This is a genomic window from Microbacterium sp. LMI13-1-1.1, from assembly GCF_040815625.1.
Lineage (GTDB): Bacteria > Actinomycetota > Actinomycetes > Actinomycetales > Microbacteriaceae > Microbacterium > Microbacterium forte.
Window position 1 is genome coordinate 1,286,037 of the sequence record NZ_JBFPNL010000001.1, and the last position, 16,005, is coordinate 1,302,041.

The 16,005-nt window shown below is 66.4% G+C and carries 17 protein-coding genes; 8 read left to right on the plus strand and 9 right to left on the minus strand.

Going from position 1 to position 16,005, the window contains the following annotated elements:
• Positions 1-55 precede the first annotated feature (55 nt).
• The 7 genes from MRBLMI13_RS06340 (at position 56) to MRBLMI13_RS06370 (ending at position 5,969) form a co-directional block, all read left to right on the plus strand.
• A complete protein-coding gene (locus MRBLMI13_RS06340; RefSeq protein WP_153302215.1) occupies positions 56-709 on the plus strand; it encodes a cytochrome c oxidase subunit 3 in 654 nt (217 codons plus the stop codon).
• A 20-nt stretch (positions 710-729) separates the two neighbouring features.
• Positions 730-1,533, plus strand: a complete 804-nt coding sequence (locus MRBLMI13_RS06345; protein WP_079113075.1) for a c-type cytochrome — start codon at positions 730-732, stop codon at positions 1,531-1,533.
• A gap of 36 nt (positions 1,534-1,569) precedes the next feature.
• Entirely contained in the window at positions 1,570-2,646 is a 1,077-nt protein-coding gene (locus MRBLMI13_RS06350) for a ubiquinol-cytochrome c reductase iron-sulfur subunit (RefSeq protein ID WP_042538395.1), read from the plus strand.
• Positions 2,643-4,457, plus strand: a complete 1,815-nt coding sequence (locus tag MRBLMI13_RS06355; RefSeq protein WP_056377203.1) for a cytochrome b — start codon at positions 2,643-2,645, stop codon at positions 4,455-4,457. The genes MRBLMI13_RS06350 and MRBLMI13_RS06355 overlap by 4 nt, the downstream gene beginning before the upstream one ends.
• Before the next feature lie 95 nt (positions 4,458-4,552).
• Positions 4,553-4,966 (plus strand): RidA family protein, encoded by a 414-nt coding sequence (locus MRBLMI13_RS06360; RefSeq protein WP_367819674.1) that lies wholly within the window; start codon positions 4,553-4,555, stop codon positions 4,964-4,966.
• Complete coding sequence (locus MRBLMI13_RS06365) at positions 4,963-5,463, plus strand: GNAT family N-acetyltransferase (RefSeq protein WP_367819672.1); 501 nt, start codon at positions 4,963-4,965, stop codon at positions 5,461-5,463. Before MRBLMI13_RS06360 ends, MRBLMI13_RS06365 begins: the two co-directional genes overlap by 4 nt.
• Positions 5,464-5,549: 86 nt before the next feature.
• Complete coding sequence (locus MRBLMI13_RS06370) at positions 5,550-5,969, plus strand: rhodanese-like domain-containing protein (protein WP_042538401.1); 420 nt, start codon at positions 5,550-5,552, stop codon at positions 5,967-5,969.
• A 55-nt stretch (positions 5,970-6,024) separates the two neighbouring features.
• On the opposite strand, the gene MRBLMI13_RS06375 is transcribed toward MRBLMI13_RS06370, so the two are convergent.
• The 5 genes from MRBLMI13_RS06375 to MRBLMI13_RS06395 all read right to left on the minus strand — a co-directional run bounded on the left by MRBLMI13_RS06375 (position 6,025) and on the right by MRBLMI13_RS06395 (position 11,054).
• Positions 6,025-6,459, minus strand: coding sequence for a cytochrome c oxidase subunit 4 (locus tag MRBLMI13_RS06375; protein ID WP_042538402.1), 435 nt, complete (start codon positions 6,457-6,459; stop codon positions 6,025-6,027).
• Between the two features lie 3 nt (positions 6,460-6,462).
• Positions 6,463-8,196 carry a cytochrome c oxidase subunit I gene (ctaD, locus tag MRBLMI13_RS06380; protein WP_042538403.1) on the minus strand — a complete coding sequence of 578 codons (1,734 nt, stop codon included), beginning with the start codon at positions 8,194-8,196 and terminating at the stop codon, positions 6,463-6,465.
• 3 nt (positions 8,197-8,199) lie between these two features.
• Entirely contained in the window at positions 8,200-9,099 is a 900-nt protein-coding gene (gene coxB, locus MRBLMI13_RS06385; protein WP_056377194.1) for a cytochrome c oxidase subunit II, read from the minus strand.
• Positions 9,100-9,195: 96 nt separating this feature from the next.
• Complete coding sequence (gene erpA / locus MRBLMI13_RS06390) at positions 9,196-9,561, minus strand: iron-sulfur cluster insertion protein ErpA (protein WP_042538408.1); 366 nt, start codon at positions 9,559-9,561, stop codon at positions 9,196-9,198.
• 71 nt (positions 9,562-9,632) lie between these two features.
• The gene (locus tag MRBLMI13_RS06395; protein WP_367819668.1) at positions 9,633-11,054 is read right to left on the minus strand and encodes a dipeptidase; all 1,422 of its coding nucleotides are present in this window, start codon (positions 11,052-11,054) and stop codon (positions 9,633-9,635) included.
• 46 nt (positions 11,055-11,100) lie between these two features.
• Between MRBLMI13_RS06395 and MRBLMI13_RS06400 the strand changes: the two genes are divergently transcribed.
• Positions 11,101-11,688, plus strand: a complete 588-nt coding sequence (locus tag MRBLMI13_RS06400; protein ID WP_367819666.1) for a DUF3043 domain-containing protein — start codon at positions 11,101-11,103, stop codon at positions 11,686-11,688.
• 74 nt (positions 11,689-11,762) lie between these two features.
• On the opposite strand, the gene MRBLMI13_RS06405 is transcribed toward MRBLMI13_RS06400, so the two are convergent.
• The 4 genes from MRBLMI13_RS06405 to MRBLMI13_RS06420 are packed head-to-tail and all read right to left on the minus strand — an operon-like array spanning position 11,763 to position 15,978.
• Positions 11,763-12,785, minus strand: a complete 1,023-nt coding sequence (locus MRBLMI13_RS06405) for a quinone-dependent dihydroorotate dehydrogenase (protein ID WP_367819664.1) — start codon at positions 12,783-12,785, stop codon at positions 11,763-11,765.
• Between the two features lie 10 nt (positions 12,786-12,795).
• Entirely contained in the window at positions 12,796-13,266 is a 471-nt protein-coding gene (gene nrdR, locus MRBLMI13_RS06410) for a transcriptional regulator NrdR (protein WP_042538415.1), read from the minus strand.
• Positions 13,267-13,276: 10 nt separating this feature from the next.
• Positions 13,277-14,581, minus strand: a complete 1,305-nt coding sequence (gene hisD / locus MRBLMI13_RS06415; RefSeq protein WP_042538417.1) for a histidinol dehydrogenase — start codon at positions 14,579-14,581, stop codon at positions 13,277-13,279.
• A gap of 2 nt (positions 14,582-14,583) precedes the next feature.
• Positions 14,584-15,978 (minus strand): hypothetical protein, encoded by a 1,395-nt coding sequence (locus tag MRBLMI13_RS06420; protein WP_367819661.1) that lies wholly within the window; start codon positions 15,976-15,978, stop codon positions 14,584-14,586.
• Positions 15,979-16,005 lie beyond the last annotated feature (27 nt).

Here is a 16,005-nt window from a genome sequence, read left to right on the forward strand (position 1 = left end):
GAAACCGGGGCCTCCGGTGCGAGAATCATCCCCGCGGATCGGCCATAATGGAAGGGTGACGACCTCAGCGACGTATGCCCCGGCGGCAAGAACGATCAAGCGCCCCAACCCGGTAGCTGTCGGCACCATTGTGTGGCTCGGCAGTGAGGTGATGTTCTTCGCGGGACTCTTCGCGATCTACTTCACGCTCCGCAGCACCTCCCCCGAGCTCTGGGCCGACCGCACCGAACTGCTGAACGTGCCGTTCGCGTTCGTGAACACGGCGATCCTCGTGCTCTCCTCGTTCACCTGCCAGATGGGCGTGTTCGCGGCGGAGGACCTGCAGCCGTACCGCATCGCCAAGGGGCAGAAGAACGGCGCAGGCCGTCGCCGCCTGTTCGGGTGGGGCATGGTCGAGTGGTTCTTCCTCACCTTCGCACTCGGCGCGATCTTCGTCTCCGGGCAGGTGTGGGAGTACGCACAGCTCGTCGCAGAGGGCCTGCCGATCAGCGCCGACTCGTACGCGTCCGCGTTCTACATCACCACCGGCTTCCACGCCCTGCACGTCACCGGCGGTCTGATCGCGTTCCTCCTCGTCATCGGGCGTGCATACGCCGTCAAGAATTTCCGGCACAAAGAGGCGACGTCCTCGATCGTGGTGTCCTACTACTGGCACTTCGTCGACGTCGTCTGGATCGTGCTGTTCGTCGTTATCTACTTCCTGAAATAAGAGCGGAGCTGATCCCCGAGATGGCACGAGAGAAGAAGCGCCGTTCGAATGGCCGTCGCAGCCCACTGGCTGCGGCAGCCCTCATCGGAGCAGGCCTCATGATCACCGGCGCGGTATACGCCGGCACATCCGCAGCCTTCGCTGCGACCGACACCCAGACCACTGCTGCGACCACGCTCACGGTCGAGGACGGCGAGAAGCTGTTCACGGCGAACTGCGCCACCTGCCACGGTCTCGACATGCAGGGCACGGCGAACGGACCGAGCCTCTACGGCGTCGGCGAGCTCGCAGTCGAGTTCCAGATGTCGACGGGTCGCATGCCCCTGCAGATGCAGGGACCGCAGGCACCCCAGAAGGAGCCGCAGTTCACCGAGGAGCAGATCCTCGCGATCTCCTCCTTCGTGCAGGCATCTGCTCCTGGTCCGACCTTCCCCGAGGACCACATCCTCGACGGCGGCGGAGATGTCGCCAACGGCGCAGAGCTGTTCCGCGTGAACTGCGCGATGTGCCACAACGTGGCGGCAGCCGGTGGAGCACTCACCGAGGGCAAGTACGCCCCGGCACTGACCGAGACCAGCGCGCTGCACATGTACGCCGCCATGGTCACGGGCCCCCAGAACATGCCCGTCTTCGGCGACATGAACCTGTCGGACGAAGACAAGCGCGACATCATCTCGGCTCTGCTCTACCAGCAGCAGTCCGTGCAGATCGGCGGTTTCTCGCTCGGTTCGCTCGGTCCCGTCTCCGAGGGCCTGTTCGTCTGGATCTTCGGAATCGGCGCGCTCGTCGCCATCACCGTGTGGATCACGGCGAAGTCCAACTGACGCTTATTCATCGAAGAGGAACGTACGAGGAGCACCATGGCACACGACGACGACTCGCAGGCTCTTGACAGGGCCTACCAGCCCTCTCCAGGGCTGGGTGTCGCAGTCAGCGATCCCGTGCAGAACCCGGGGCTGCCGCCGCACCGCGCGCGGATGACCGACAAGGACCCGCGCGCTGAGAAGGCTGCAGAGCGCACGGTCTACACGCTGTTCTATCTCTCGCTGGCAGGAAGCATCTGGGCGGTCGCCGCCTACATGCTCTTCCCCATCGAGAGCGGCGCGCTCATCGACATCCGTCAGAACAATCTCTTCATCGGTCTGGGCATCGCACTGGCGCTGCTCTCGATCGGCATCGGCGCGATCCACTGGTCCAAGGCGCTGATGAGCGACAAGGAGCACATCGAGCACCGCCACCCCACCCGGGGCAAGGACTCGACGCGAGAGGCGGTCGTCGAGGCCTTCGCCACGGCGAACGAGGAGTCCGGATTCGGACGACGCACGATGATCCGCAACTCGCTGTTCGCGGCGATCGTGGCCTCGATCATCCCCGGAGTCACGCTCTTCCGCGGTCTCGCTCCGCACAGCACGCCGGACGACCCCACCGCGGGCGACCCGGTGACGCTGCTGAAGCACACCATGTGGGAGAAGGGTCAGCGCCTCGTCCGCGACCCCGACGGCACGCCGATCCGCGCGGCCGATGTCACCCTCGGATCCGCGTTCCACGTGATCCCGGAGGACCTCGCCGAGCTCAGCCACCACGACGGCTACCTCGAGGAGAAGGCGAAGGCCATCGTGCTGATGATGCGCCTGCGCCCCGAGCAGCTCATCGAGGCCGAGGACCGCAAGGACTGGTCGTACGACGGCATCGTCGCGTACTCGAAGGTCTGCACGCACGTCGGATGCCCCGTGGCACTGTACGAGCAGCAGACCCACCACCTCCTCTGCCCCTGTCACCAGTCGCAGTTCGACGTCACGGATCACGCCAAGGTCATCTTCGGACCGGCCGCACGTCCGCTGCCGCAGCTGCCCATCACCGTCGACGACGAGGGCTACCTCGTCGCACGCAGTGACTTCACCGAGCCCGTCGGCCCGAGCTTCTGGGAGCGCCATTGAGCACCGCAACGCTGTCCAAAGAGGACAAGGACAACAAGGCGCCTCTCGGCGGTCGATTCGTCGGCGCCGCGTCGAACTACATCGATGAGCGCACCAGCATCTCCGGCTTCGTCAAGGAGCTCGGCCGCAAGATCTTCCCCGACCACTGGTCGTTCATGCTGGGTGAGATCGCGCTGTGGAGCTTCGTCGTCGTGTTCCTCTCCGGAACCTTCCTGACCTTCTTCTTCCAGGCCTCCATGGTCGAGACGCACTACACGGGCGCCTACGCCCCGATGCGCGGAATCGAGATGTCGGCGGCGCTCGAGTCGTCGCTGCACATCTCGTTCGACCTCCGTGGTGGCCTTCTGGTGCGCCAGATCCACCACTGGGCCGCACTCGTCTTCGTGGCCGGCATCGGCGTGCACATGCTGCGCGTCTTCTTCACCGGTGCGTTCCGCAAGCCCCGTGAGCTCAACTGGGTGATCGGCTTCGTGCTGTTCGTCCTCGCCATGGCCGAGGGCTTCACGGGATACTCCCTTCCCGACGACCTGCTCTCGGGCAACGGTCTGCGCATCATCGACGGAATGATCAAGGGCATCCCGCTGATCGGCACCTGGACCTCGTTCCTCCTCTTCGGCGGCGAGTTCCCCGGCACCGACATCGTCGGACGCCTGTACACGCTGCACATCCTGCTGCTTCCGCTGCTGGTGATCGGCCTCATCGCCGTGCACCTGATGCTGATGATCGTCAACAAGCACACGCAGTTCGCCGGCCCCGGCCGCACGAACGACAACGTCGTCGGCTACCCGATGATGCCCGTGTACATGTCGAAGATGGGCGGCTACCTGTTCATCGTCTTCGGCACGATCGTGCTGATCGCGACGTTCTTCCAGATCAACCCGATCTGGAACTACGGCCCGTACGACCCCTCCCCCGTCTCGGCCGGCACGCAGCCTGACTGGTACATCGGATTCGCCGACGGCGCTCTGCGACTCGCTCCGTCGAACCTCGATGTGGTCTTCCTCGACCACACCTGGTCGTTCGGCATCCTGCTGCCGCTGGTCGTCCTCGGTCTGTTCATCGTGCTCGTCGCGATCTACCCGTTCATCGAGGCCTGGGTCACGGGCGACAAGCGCGAGCACCACATCGCTCAGCGCCCGCGCAACGCGGCGACCCGCACCGCCATCGGCGTGGCCGGAGTCGTCTTCTACGCCGTCCTGTGGGCTGCAGCATCGTCCGACCTCATCGCGACGCACTTCATGCTCACGATGGAGGGCGTGATCCACGCACTTCAGGCGCTGCTGTTCGTCGGACCGGTTCTCGGCTACTTCATCGCCAAGCGCATCGCGATCGCTCTGCAGAAGAAGGACCGCGAGATCGTCCTGCACGGCTTCGAGTCCGGCCGCATCGTCCGCCTTCCGGGCGGCGAGTTCATCGAGGTCCACCAGCCCGTCGACAAGTACGACCGCTGGAAGCTCATCGATGTCGACGGCTACGAGCCGCTGGTCGTGCGTCCGAATGCGAAGGGACGCATCTCGTGGACTGAGAACCTGCGCTCCTCCATCTCGCGTTGGTTCTTCGAAGATCGTCTCGCTCCGCTGACGCAGGCCGAGATCGAGGCTGCAGATGCGCACCAGCATCACGTGACCGCCCAGAACGACGAGACCGAAGCGGCCGAGATCCAGGGCGCTCACGAGCGCGCAGGCGTCCCGGATGCCCCGATCACCGTCAGCGAGACCCACGTCGACGAGACGGCGAACACCCCCAGCACGGTCATCTCGACCGAGCCGGTGAAGAAGCCGCGCAAGAAGAAGTCCGAGGACAGCGAGTAAGACCGCCGGTTCTCGCCCGAAGAGGCCCTGTTCGATCTCGGACAGGGCCTTTTCGCATCCGGTCGCCGTTCATGTGCACATGGCAGGATCGTGACATGAGCTCAGCAGTCCAACTCATCCGTTCCGCCGACCTCGCCGCAGCACCCTATGCATATGCGGCGACCGCCCCAGCCGGCTCCCGGCTCATCTTCCTCGCAGGTGCATGCCCTCTCGAAGACGACGGCTCGACGACCGCCCCCGGCGACTATGCCGCACAGGCTGCGCGCTGCGTAGAGACCCTCGACATCGCCCTGCGTGCCAGCGGCGCCACGCTTTCGGACATCATCAGCACGCGCGTACTCGTCGCATCGTCGTCCCAGGCTGATCTGGTCACTGCCTGGGATGTCATCCACGAGGCCTTCGGCGACCATGACACACCGAGCACACTTCTGGGCGTCACCGTGCTCGGGTACGACCACCAGCTGGTGGAGATCGAAGCGATCGCGGCAGTCGCGGAGGATGCACGGTGAGCGATGTCATCCGGTCGGCCGTCGTTGAGGACGCGGAGATCCTGCACGCCATCGAGATGCAGGCCGACGCGCTCCTGATCGACCGCCTGGGGGCGCCGGAGTGGCCGCCCGCAGGCGATGGCGCTGAACGACTCGCAGCTCCGGGGTTCGTCCTCGTGTTGGAAGACTCGAGCGGCTCCCCCGTCGGCTTCGTGCACGTCCTCGATGCCGACGGCCACGCGCACCTCGAGCAGCTCTCCGTGCTTCCGACCTCCGGACGCCAGGGGTTCGGGCGCCGACTCGTCAGCGCCGCTCTGGAGGCTGCACGCGAGCATGGCTATACCCGCATGACTCTGCGGACGTACGCGGAGATCCCCTGGAACGCTCCGTTCTACTCGTCGTGCGGGTTTCTCGAGAGCATCCCCGAGACTCCGTTCCAGCGCGGCCTCGTGGACACCGAGACCTCTCTCGGTCTAGATCGATACGGACGCCGGGTGCAGATGACGGTCGAGCTCTGAGACGCCACGTCGACATTGGCGGAATCCGGTCTGTCGTCGTCGGGAAGACGACGGCAGGTGCCCGCGCGTCTTCCTAGGCTGGGGAGATGATCGATCGCACTGAGTATTACGCCGCCAAACTCGCCTACGAGACCGACGCGAGTGACGTGTACGCCGCTCTCCGGGCCGAGGACGGCATCGTCATCATCGATGTCCGTTCCGACGAGGCCTGGGCTCAGGGACGCGTCGCAGGGGCCACGCATATGCACTACAGCGAGATCGCGGATCGCGCGCCGGCTGAGATACCGGCCGGCTCCGCCGTCGTGGTCTACTGCTGGAGTCCGGGGTGCAACGCGGGTGCGAAGGGCGCTCTCGAGTTCGCGAAGCTCGGATATGCCGTTCGGGAGATGATCGGCGGGTTCGAGTACTGGGTCAGGGAAGGCTATCCCGTGGAGGATGCCGACGGCGTTCACCGCCGCCCTGTCGACCCCCTGACCGGCATCGCCCGGATCCGCTCGCGAGCATAGCCCCGACATGCAGAAGGCCCCCGGGAGGGAATCCCAGGGGCCTTCTCGCTGTATGTCAGCGGGCGAAGTTCCCGCGGTAGTACTCGTAGACCCAGCCGACGATCGCGACCACGAAGATCGCCAGGCCGATCGGGAGCAGGAAGTGCCCGACGGCGAGACCCACCACGAAGACTCCGGCGGATCCGGCGAGCACGATCGGCCACCAGGACCAGGGGCTGAACTCGCCCAGTTCGGGGTCGCCGTCGTCGATGTCGCTCGTGAGGATGTCCTCAGGCAGCTCGCCGTTCTGAGCCTTGTGCGTGCGGTCGAGGTAGAAGGCGATCATCGCGCCCATGAACGCGGCGAAGAACAGTGCCACGGTGCCGACCCACTCGATGCGCTCGGCGAAGTTGTCCGACGGCGTGGCAAGGATGTGCCAGCCGGTGTAGACGACTCCGACCAGTGCGAAGAAGGCGGTCAGGACCCACCAGAGGATGACGTTGTCGCGCATGGCTCAGTGGCCCTCTCGCTCGCCGGGTGCGGCCGGTGTGAACTCCGCCGCCTCCGGGTGGTTCAGGTCGAATGCAGGACGCTCGCTGCGGATGCGCGGGATCGACGTGAAGTTGTGGCGCGGCGGCGGGCAGGAGGTCGCCCACTCGAGCGAAGCTCCATAGCCCCACGGGTCGTTGACCGTGACCTTGGGCGCCTTGCGAGCCGTGATCCAGACGTTCAGGAAGAACGGCAGCATGGACGCGCCGAGGATGATCGCACCGATCGTCGAGACCTGGTTCTGCCAGGTCCAGCCGTCAGCCGCCGAGTAGTCGGCGTAGCGACGCACCATGCCGTCGACACCCAGCCAGTGCTGGATGAGGAACGTCATGTGGAAGCCGATGAACAGCATCCAGAAGTGCACGTAGCCGAGACGCTCGTTGAGCATGCGTCCTGTCCACTTCGGCCACCAGAAGTAGAAGCCGGCGAACATCGCGAACACCACGGTGCCGAAGACGACGTAGTGGAAGTGCGCGACGACGAAGTAGGAGTCGGACAGTGCGAAGTCGAGGGGCGGAGCCGCGAGGATCACGCCGGTCAGACCACCGAAGACGAACGACACCAGGAAGCCGAGCGCGAACACCATCGGCGTCTCGAACGTCACGGACCCACGCCAGAGGGTGCCGATCCAGTTGAAGATCTTCACACCCGTCGGCACCGCGATGAGCATGGTCATCAGGGCGAAGAACGGCAGCAGGACCGAGCCGGTCACGTACATGTGGTGCGCCCACACGGCGACGGACAGCGCGGCGATGGCGATCGTCGCGTAGACGAGCGTCTTGTACCCGAAGATCGGCTTGCGGCTGAAGACCGGGAAGATCTCCGACACGATTCCGAAGAACGGCAGGGCGATGATGTACACCTCAGGGTGACCGAAGAACCAGAAGAGGTGCTGCCAGAGCAGAACACCGCCGTTCGCCGGGTCGTAGATGTGAGCGCCGAGGATGCGGTCCGCGGCTGCAGCGAAGATCGCCGCTGCGAGGACGGGGAACGCCATGAGGATCAGAAGGCTCGTGATGAGCGTGTTCCACGAGAAGATCGGCATACGCCACATCGTCATTCCGGGAGCACGCATCGTGATCACGGTGGTGATGAAGTTCACCGCGCCGAGGATCGTTCCGAAACCGGAGATTCCGAGTCCGACCATCCAGAGGTTTCCACCTGCACCCGGCGAGAACGACGCGCTGGCGAGCGGCTGGTAGGCGAACCAGCCGAACGACGCTGCGCCCTGCGGGGTGAGGAAGCCGGCGACCGCGATGGTCGAGCCGAACAGGAAGAGCCAGAAGGCGAAGGCGTTCAGACGCGGGAACGCCACATCCGGTGCACCGAGCTGAAGCGGCAGGATCGCGTTCGCGAAGCCGGCGAAGAGCGGCGTCGCGAACATGAGGAGCATGATCGTGCCGTGCATCGTGAAGAGCTGGTTGTACTGCTCCTTGGTCGGGATGATCTGCATCCCGGGAGCGAACAGCTCTGCGCGGATGACGAGGGCCATCACGCCGCCGAGGAGGAAGAACAGCACCGAGGCGATGAGGTACATGTACCCGATCGTCTTGTGGTCGGTGGAGGTGATCCACTTGACGACGATGTTGCCCTTCTGCTCGACGCGCGACGTGCTCATGAGAGCAGCCTGGCGTGCGGGCAGAGTGGTGGGTCGAGAGCGAGGGGCCTCGTCGGTGCGGGGGGCTTCAGTGGTCGACATGGCTTACTCCTCTCCTTCCTCGGAGGTCGGGGCGGTGGTCCCGGGGTAGTTCGACAGACGGTCGTAGGCGTCCGTGATGTCTCCGGTGTTGCCTTCCTCCTCGAGAGTCTGGAGGTAGGCGTCGTACTCGTCCTGCTCGACGACCTTGACGTTGAAGAGCATCATCGAGTGGTACTCGCCGCACAGTTCGGCGCACTTGCCTGCGTACTCGCCGACACGGGTCGGGATGAAGGACCAGGAGTTGTCCTTCCCGATGTACATGTCCTTCTTGTAGAGGAAGTCGATGATCCAGAAGGAGTGGATGACGTCGCGAGACTGGAGGTTGATCGTGACCTTCTGGTCGACCGGCAGCACCAGGGTGGGCAGCTGCGCCTGGTCGATGTTGCCGTCCGCATCGGGCTGAGCCTGGATTCCCATGGTCCAGACGGCGTCGGAGTTGTCTTCCTCTTCGCCGTCGTACTGGAAGTCCCACGCCCACTGCTTGGCGATCGCCGTGATCTCGACGTCGGGCTCGTCCCACTTCGCCTCGATCGCCGACTGGTCACGGGCCGTGAAGAAGAACATTCCCAGCACGAGGATCAGCGGCACGACCGTGTAGAAGATCTCGATCGGCATGTTGTAGCGCATCTGCACGGGCAGACCCGTCTGGCCCTTGCGGCGGCGGTAGGCGATCGCGGCCCAGGCCATCAGGCCCCAGGTGATCACGCCGACGGCGAGCAGGACGATCCACGAGTTGACCCAGAGCGACGACACGCGCTCGGTCTGGTTGGTGGCCGCAGGCTCACCCTCCACGAAGCCCGGGAGGTAACCGTTCAGCTCAGTGGCAGTACATCCCGCCAGGGCCACGGCTGCCGCTACTCCCAGGGGGAGAGCGGCCCAACGAAGGCGGCGTTTCGAGGGCACGATGCACCTTTCAGATTGCGGACAGGGCACACCCAAGTCTAGGGCAACCTCACACCTGATTCATGCCAACCACGCAGGTTGGCGGAGGGGTCCGGGTCAGTGGAAGCTGTCTCCGCAGGCGCAGCTGCCCGCGGCGTTGGGGTTGTCGATCGTGAAGCCCTGCTCGGAGATCGTGTCCTTGAAATCGATGGATGCGCCATCGAGGTACGGGACGCTCATGTTGTCGATGATGACCTCGACGCCGTCGAAGTCGACGGTCTCGTCCCCCTCGAGGAACCGCTCGTCGAAGTACAGCTGGTAGATCAGGCCGGAGCATCCGCCGGGCTGGACGGCGACGCGCAGACGCAGGTCGTCACGGCCTTCCTGCTCGAGGAGGTTCTTCACCTTGATCGCCGCGGCGTCGGTCAGCTTCACGCCGTGCGCCTGGGTGGTCTCTGCTGAGGTCAGTGTGGTGTCGCTCATGTCTCTCCTTCGGACGGGCCGTGCTCGCACGGCTGGTAACTCGATTTTACCCTCAGCCTCGACGATCGGGCTCAGATGATGATGTCGTTCATCCGCGAGAGCAGCAGGGCCTCGGTCGCCACGGCGTGGCGGAACGTGTCGAGATGCAGGGATTCGTTGGGGCTGTGGGCCCGCGAGTGCGGGTCCTCGACGCCGGTCACGAGGATCTGCGCATCGGGGAACTCCCGCACGAGGTCGGCGATGAACGGGATCGATCCGCCGACGCCGAGATCGACAGGGGCGACGCCGTAGCCGTCCCGCATGGCGTCGCGGGTGAGCGCGACGGCCCAGCCACTGGTGTCGACGAGGAAGCCGTTGCCGAGATCGACGTCCGAGAACGTCAGCTCCGCGCCGTACGGCGCGTTCGCTCGCAGATGCGCCTCGAGAGCGGCATACGCGTCCTCACCGGTCTGACCAGGCGCGACGCGCGCGCTCACGACGACCGTCACCTCGGGAAGAAGGGTGTTCGACGCCGCCGCGACACTGGTCGCATCGATTCCGATGACGGTCACCGCGGGCTTGTTCCAGATCCGGCTGAGGATGCTGCCGCCGCCGATCGGCGAGGTGCCGGGCAGAAGGCCCGCTTCGTCCCGAAGCGTCTCCTCGGTGTATTCGGGAGTGGGCGCATCGCGCTCGGTCATCCCCTCGACCGCGACAGAGCCGTCTTCGTTCCAGAGCGTGGAGAGCATCTTGACCGTGGCCATCATCGCGTCGGCGACGGCTCCCCCGAACATCCCCGAGTGCGATGCGTGGTCGAGCGTGCGCACGCGCACGGTGAATCGTGCGTTGCCGCGGAGCGAGACCGTGAGGCCGGGAGTCACCGAGTCCCAGTTTCCCGAGTCCGCGACCACGATGGCATCCGCACGCAGCGCCTCCTTGTTGTCGGAGAGGAACTGCGCGAAGGAACGGGAACCGTACTCCTCTTCGCCCTCGATGAACATCGCAATGCCCAGTTCCAGATCGTCGCCGACGACCTCGGCGACCGCACGGATCGAAGCGATGTGCGCCATGATGCCCGCCTTGTCGTCCGCAGCGCCTCGACCGTAGAGACGTCCGCCGCGGACGGTGGGCTCGAACGGCGGCGTCTCCCACAGCGCGGCGTCACCCGGAGGCTGTACGTCGTGGTGCGCGTAGAGCAGGATCGTCGGCTTGCCGTTGCGCGCTGCGCGCGTCGCGAGCACCGCCGGCTGCCCGTGCTCGTCGGTGCCGGGGATCGCGGCACGGAGAACGCGCACGTCGTCGAAGACCCCGGTTGCCGTGGCCAGTGCCGCGACTGCTTCGGAGCTGCGTTCGAGCTGCGTCTGATCGAACGCAGGCCATGCCATGCCGGGGATGCGGACGAGCGCGCCCAGGTCGCTCAGCGCCGCGGGAAACCCCGTCGAGACCGCCTCGAGGACGGCGGGCTCGCGTTCGCTGGACAGATTCTGGTCGCCGGGCTGGGCAGGAGATGTCATGCGAGTAATCTTAAGGTGATCCGCCTTCACTGAACCGAGGAACCTCGTGGCCACTACCCCTGTCCCCCCTTCGACGAATGACGACGCCCCCGAGACGACTGCGTCGGGCAAGGGACGCGCGACGCCGACCCGGGCCGAGCAGGAGGCGGCGCGCCGTCGGCCTCTGGTCGCGAACACCAAAGAGGCGAAGGCCGCCGCACGCGCAGAGCTCAACGAACGACGCAACCGCGCACAGGCCGGTCTGGCTGCCGGCGAGGAGAAGTACCTCCCGGCTCGCGACAAGGGGCCACAGCGCCGGTGGGTCCGCGACTACGTCGACGCCGGCTGGCACGCGGCCGAATTCGTCATGGGTGTCATGGTGCTCGTCATCCTGATCTCGCTTCTGCCCGCGAACCTCGCCATCGGCGGATTCGCCATCGCCGGCTGGGCATACCTGGTCATGATGGCGTACCTGATCCTCGCGATCGGCGGCATGGTGCTGCTGGGGATGCGCGTCAAGCGCAAGATCGCCGCGAAGTTCGGCAAGGAGCGCATGGAGCGTGGCCTCGGCTGGTACGCCGCGATGCGGTCGCTGCAGATGCGGTTCATGCGTCTGCCCAAGCCCCAGGTGAAGCGCGGCGACTACCCCGCCTGATCCTCAGATCTCCCCGAGAGGCGTCTCCTGCTCCCAGAGCACGAGGCGCCTCTCGCCTTCGTGCATGCGGCGACTCAGCGCGCGACGAGGCCCCGGTTGATCTCGCGCCCCCAGAAGGGACCGCGGTACAGGAAGGCCGTATAGCCCTGCACGAGCGTCGCTCCGGCTTCGAGCCGCTCCTGCACGTCGGACGGCGTCTCCACTCCCCCGACGGCGATCACGCAGAACTCCTCGGGCACAGCTGAGCGCACGAGCCGCAGCACCTGCAGGGAACGCTCCTTGAGCGGCGCGCCGGAGAGTCCGCCCGCTCCGATCTGCGCGACCGTGTCCGCATCCGTCGTGAGGCCGTCCCGGCTCACGGTGGTGTTGTGAGCGATGATGCCGGCCAGCCCTTCGTCGACTGCGAGGTTCGCGATGGCGACGATCTCCTCGTCGGAGAGATCGGGGGCGATCTTGACGAGCAGCGGAGTCTCACCGGATGCTGCGCGCACCGCTCTGAGCAGCGGAGCCAGTGTCTCGACGGCCTGAAGCCCCCGAAGACCGGGGGTGTTCGGAGAGGAGACGTTGACGGCCAGATAGTCCGCGAGTGGCGCGAGCCTCGTCGCCGACGCCACATAGTCGGCGGTGGCGTTCTCGACATCGACGACCCGGCTCTTGCCGATGTTCACGCCGATGACCGTGTCGGGTGCTCCACGCCGCAGTCGCGCGAGACGCCGGGCTGCGGCATCTGCACCCTCGTTGTTGAACCCCATGCGGTTGATGACCGCTCGATCGGCGATGAGGCGGAACAGCCGGGGCTTCGGGTTTCCGTCCTGAGGGATCGCAGTGACGGTGCCGACCTCGACATGCCCGAAGCCGAGCGCAGCGAGACCGCGCACGCCGACCGCGTTCTTGTCGAAACCGGCCGCGATCCCGAAGGGCGAGGAGAACGTCAATCCGAGGGCCTGCACCTGCAGCGACGGGTCGGGCTTCGTCAGAGCACGCGTCGCCCAGGAGAAGGGCGGCGCCCCGAGCACGCGAATCACCGCCATACCGGCGTGGTGGGCGAACTCAGGGTCGAAGCGCGACAGGACAGCGCGAAAGAGCAGCGGATACATCCCTGCCAGATTACCGGTCGACCGACTCCGGCTCGACGTGGTCGGCGCGAAGATCGGTGATCGCGCTCTCGAAGTCCTCGAGCGAGTCGAAGGCCTGATACACGCTCGCGAAGCGCAGGTATGCGACCTCGTCCAGGTCGCGGAGAGGTCCGAGGATCGCCAAGCCGATCTCGTTCGTGTCGAGCTGGGAGACACCCGTCTGTCGGACGGCCTCCTCCACCCGCTGAGCGAGGATCGCCAGATCGGCTTCGGTGACGGGCCGCCCCTGACAGGCCTTGCGCACGCCCGAGATCACCTTCTCTCGGCTGAACGGCTCCATGACACCGGATCTCTTGATCACGTTGAGGCTCGCCGTCTCCGTCGTCGTGAAACGACCGCCGCACTCAGGGCACTGACGTCGACGACGGATCGAGAGACCGTCATCACTGGTGCGCGAATCGATGACCCGAGAGTCCGAGTGACGGCAGAAGGGGCAGTGCATCTGACCGATCCTACGCGGTGAAACGCGCCTCGATCGCCTCACCGTGTGCGGGAAGCGCCTCGGTCTCGGCGAGGGCGACGACTCCCGCGCGCACGTCTGCGAGTGCGGCGCGATCGTAGGAGATGACCTGCTGCGGACGCAGGAACGTGTATGCACCGAGTCCGGGCGCGTAGCGCGCCTGTCCCCCGGTCGGCAGGACGTGGTTGCTGCCGGCCATGTAGTCGCCGAGACTCACGGGGGTGTGATCTCCGACGAACACGGCACCCGCGCTGGTGAAGCTGTCGGCCGCGGCCTCGGCGTCTTGGAGGTGCAGCTCGAGGTGCTCGGGAGCATACGCGTTGCTGAACGCCGTCGCCATCGCACGGTCATCGACCAGGACGATGGCCGACTGCGGCCCGTCCAGCGCTGCCGCCACTCGCGTCGCGTGACGCGTGGCGCCCGCGTGCCGCTCGACCTCCGCGGCGACGCGATCGGCCAACTCCGGGGAGTCTGTGACGAGCACGGCCGATGCCTGCTCATCGTGCTCCGCCTGGCTGACGAGGTCGGCCGCGATAAGTCGTGGGTCAGCTGCCGCATCTGCCACGACGAGGATCTCGGTTGCCCCCGCCTCGGAGTCGGTGCCGACGACGCCCGCCACAGCCCGCTTGGCGGAGGCGACGTAGTTGTTCCCCGGCCCCGACAGGACGTCGACCGGGTCGAGCCCGATTCCCTCGACGCCGTGCGCGAAGGATCCGATCGCGCCTGCTCCGCCGATCGCGTACACCTCCGTGATGCCGAGCAGGCCCGCCGCGGCGAGGATCGTGGGGTGCACGCGGCCACCCTGGTCCTCCTGCGGCGGTGAGGCGAGTGCGATCTGCTGCACGCCCGCGACCTGCGCCGGGACGACGTTCATGATGACACTGGAGGGATAGACCGCTTTGCCTCCGGGGATGTACACCCCCGCACGGTGGACGGGCTGCCAGCGCTGGGTGATCGTCGCGCCGGCTCCGATCCGCGTGATCTGACGCTCGGGGACCTGCGCCGCCGAGGCGATGCGCACTCGGCGGATCGCCTCCTCGAGAGCGAGGCGGACGTCGGGCGCGAGGCTCTCGAGGGCCTCGGCGATGTGCTGCGCGGGCACACGGATCTCGTGTCCGGAGACACGATCGAAACGTTCGGCCTGCTCGCGCAGAGCCTCTTCGCCCCGCTCGCGCACATCGTCGACGATTCGAGCCGCGGTGTCGAGAGCCTCGGCTCGTGCCTGGGTGGCGCGCGGCACAGCCGCGAGCATGTCAGCCGGCGAGAGCGTGCGCCCCCGCAGATCGATCGTGCGCAAGGTCAGCCTCTCGTGATGTCTGAGATGTCGTGCAGGTAGCCGATGCGACCGTCGTCGTGTCTGATGACGAATGCACCACCGCGGTCCTCGATGACGAGAGCCCAGGCGCTCGGACCGACTCGGAAGATGCTCTCGCCGCGCTCGTCGTGCACGTCACGCTCGGTCGGCGCGAGGATCCAGAAAGGCTGCGGCGCCGCGAAGTCGTGCTGCGGGTTCGTCGCGGTGAAGTCGGTCTCGTCGTCGACGGCGGGGAATGCGGTCGTCTCGGCCGACGAGACGTCACGAGCGGTCGTTCCCAGAAGAGACTCGATGCTGCCGGTGTCGGATACGATCTCGGGCTCCTGACCGCGCGATCGACGCGAGTAGGCGGGGACGTAGTCCTCATCGGAAGTCGTCTCCTCGGTACCTGTCCCCCCGCCGGAGGCGTGCGAGGAGAGCGGCACCTGCTCGGCGAGATCGAGACGGGCGACCTCGTCGGTCGCCTGGGCTTCGGACAGCTCAACGTCGAGACCGGCAGCCGGAGCGGCCGCGGTCGTATACGCCGGAGGGGCAGTCTCGGTCGTGTGCGGCGCAGGGGTGTCGTCTGTCGTGTGCGTCGGAGCAGAGTCTGTCGAGTACGCCGGGGCAGGGTCTGTCGAGTACGCCGGGGCGACCTGGGGCTCGGGAGCGGCGTCGAACGACGGATCGGCCGCGAGGTGGGGAGCAGCAGCCGCCGCGTGCGGCGCAGCGGCTGCCTCTGGGCCGGCGGGCGTGTCGCTCGCCTCGGGGGCGGGCTCGGGGCGCGGGCGCGCGATGACCGGTCGGACCGGATTGGCATTGCGGTGCGCGAGCGTGACGAGGCGGCCCTGGAAGTCCTCCTTGAGGCCGGGCACCAGCGGAGCGAACACGGTGAGGACGACGAGCGCGAGCGCCGCGAGAAGCTGGACCACGCCGTTCCAGGGCAGCCCGAAGACGCCGAACTCGATCACGAAGGCGACCGCGTTCCAGAGGGCTCCCAGCCAGAAGACGGCCGAGACGGAGAACGCGACCGATGCGAACTGGTCGATTCCCAGCGATCCGACGCGGCGGATGCCGTCCGGCGAGAAGCGGCGGAGGATCACCAGGAACACGGCGACCGTCGGCACGCCGATGGGCAGGATCCACTGGATTCCGGCGCCCCAGATCGAGGCGTCGCCGACGTAGGGGAAGAACGAGGCGATGAAGGCGATGAGCCACACGCCGACGATGAGCAGCTCCCTCAGAGTGAAACCGAGGATGCCGTACTCCGGCGTCACCTCGTCATCGTAGAGAACGCCGTCATCATCGGAGAAGTCCTCCTCGAAGGCCACTTCGGGTGCGGCCGAGGAACGGTCTGCATCCGACTCGTCGTTGTTCAGGAAGGGTGATTCCGTGCTCATGGGAGGGTCCTTTCGCCACGGTGCAGA